The sequence below is a fragment of the Mycobacterium sp. NAZ190054 genome, assembly GCF_001545925.1.
Taxonomy (GTDB): Bacteria; Actinomycetota; Actinomycetes; order Mycobacteriales; family Mycobacteriaceae; genus Mycobacterium.
This window is the reverse complement of sequence record NZ_LMVQ01000408.1, coordinates 1-2,189: the sequence shown is the minus strand read 5'-3', so window position 1 is coordinate 2,189 and position 2,189 is coordinate 1. Positions and strand designations below refer to the sequence as shown.

Below are 2,189 nucleotides of genomic sequence, written 5' to 3'. Positions count from 1 at the left end.
GTGCGCCACGAGGCGCTGTGTGACCGAGCGGAGGTGAGAGACCTGCGCCGTTGTGCTGTCGCAGCAGCATAACGAAGCTGGGGGCAGCCTGAACCGGGAGACGCCGGTGAGGGCGGCAAGCAGCCCCGACAACGACGGGACAGGCCAGCACTACCGGATGGCCTGGGTCCGGCAAGCATGAGGAGAAGGTGTACGCGAGGAACCAGTGTTTTAACGCCTCTCAAGTCTCCCGCCAGCTCTAACCCGGTGGATTCGGGCTGGTCTGCGATGCGCACCAACACCACTGGTGCTTTCGGTGTTGGGAACTCTGGCTGCGGTTTAGGTCGCTGCCGCCGGAGGCCACGGTGAATGCCTGCGGCGTAGCCGTGGCGATATCGCAGGGGCATAGCTGGGCACCGACCTCCTCGAGCGGTCAGCAGTGAACGTGGGAACCACCGCGAGGCTCCCGTGTCGTCGTCTGCAGCCAAGGACGCCGACGTCGGGTTGACGCGTCGTCTGTCGATGGCCACGCGGTGGGGCGGAGGGGCCGTAGTAGTCCGAGCGAGGGAAAGCCTCGCACATGGCGAAGGGCTCCAGCGGAATTGATGCAGCGAGCAGGACACGAACGGAGGCGCTGGTGAATACCGGTGAGCTGTCATGGCCCGATCCCGATGAGGCGGCATGGCGGGTACGACAGATGCAACGCAAGCTGCACCACTGGGCGGTCGAGGATTCCGACCGCCGCTTTGATGATGTGTTCAACCTCGTCGCCCACCCGGACTTTCTCACCGTCGCGTGGGACCGGGTACGGGGCAACAAGGGCGCACGGTCAGCCGGTATCGACCGGCTGAGGCCTGCGTCCATCACCGGAGATGCCGAGACGGTAGCATTCCTGAGTCATGTTCGCGCCGAACTGAAGGCCCGGACATTTGCTCCGCTTCCGGTGCGGGAGAGAATGATTCCCAAACCGGGAACCAGCAAGCTCAGGCGGCTCGGTATCCCCACGGCGATGGACCGCACGGTTCAAGCGTCGTTGTTGTTGGTGCTGGAGCCGATCTTCGAGGCGGATTTCGAGCCGGTCAGTTACGGTTTCCGTCCTCGACGTCGGGCGCAGGATGCGATCGCTGAGATTCATACTCTCGGGTCCCGAAATTATCACTGGGTGTTCGAGGCGGATATCGCGGCGTGTTTCGACGAACTGGCTCATTCCGCCATCATGGAACGAGTACGCACGCGGATCGTCGATAAGCGGGTCCTGGCCCTGATTAAAGCATTTCTGAAGGCAGGCATCATGTCTGGCGACGGAACGGTCAGGGAATCTGATACCGGCACACCGCAGGGCGGCATACTCTCACCGCTGCTGGCCAACATTGCTCTGACGGTGTTGGACGCACATTTCCGTGCGAAATGGGATGCCCATGAGACATCTCAGCGGCGAGATGCCTACCGCAAACGTGGCGGGGCTACCTATCGGATCGTCCGTTATGCCGACGATTTCGTGATCATGGTGGCCGGAACCAAAGCGCACGCGGACGCATTATGGGACGAGGTCGCCGATGTCATTGCCCCGCTGGGGTTGCGGCTATCGGTGAGCAAGACCCGGGTATGCCACCTCGACGAGGGGTTCGACTTTCTCGGGTTCCGCATCCAGCGGCGCCGCAAGAAGGGCACGAACAAAACGGCCGTCTACACCTACCCATCGAAGAAGGCGTTGCTTTCGATCCTGGCGAAGGTGCGGGCGTTGACCAAGAAAGCACGTCATCACGGCCTTGCTGATCTCCTCGGACGCCTCAATCCGGTGCTCCGAGGATGGTGTGCGTATTTCCGCCACGGTGTGTCCAAAGCGACCTTCGGATACCTCGATGCCTTCGCCTGGCATCGGGTCACCCGGTGGCTGCTCAAACGGCACAAGCGAATCACGTGGGCGGAGCTCTTCCGGCGGTTCCTGACCGGCAGGCCAGGCAACCGTCCGCAGGAGAATGGGATCGTCATGTTCGACGCCGCCACCGTTCCGATTAGTCGGTATCGCTGGCGGGGAACTTCCATCCCCACACCGTGGACCAGCACAGCGGCGACCTCGGTCCCCGCATAACGGTGGCAGTCCGTGGAGCGCCGGATGCGATGAGAGTTGCACGTCCGGTGCGGAGGGCGGGCCGGGGAAACGGGCCAGGAGCAATCCTGGAACCGCGCCCCGGTCCGACCCCTACATC

1 protein-coding gene is annotated in these 2,189 nt (G+C 63.0%); it reads left to right on the top strand.

The features are described from left to right. Positions 1-559 precede the first annotated feature (559 nt). Complete coding sequence (gene ltrA, locus ASJ79_RS22900; RefSeq protein WP_067960321.1) at positions 560-2,071, top strand: group II intron reverse transcriptase/maturase; 1,512 nt, start codon at positions 560-562, stop codon at positions 2,069-2,071. The last annotated feature ends 118 nt before the right edge of the window (positions 2,072-2,189 follow it).

What these genes read in the sequence shown, in the direction of transcription:
- ltrA (WP_067960321.1), top strand. Translation starts at nt 560, where the DNA reads ATGGCGAAGGGCTCCAGCGGAATTGATGCAGCGAGCAGGACACGAACG.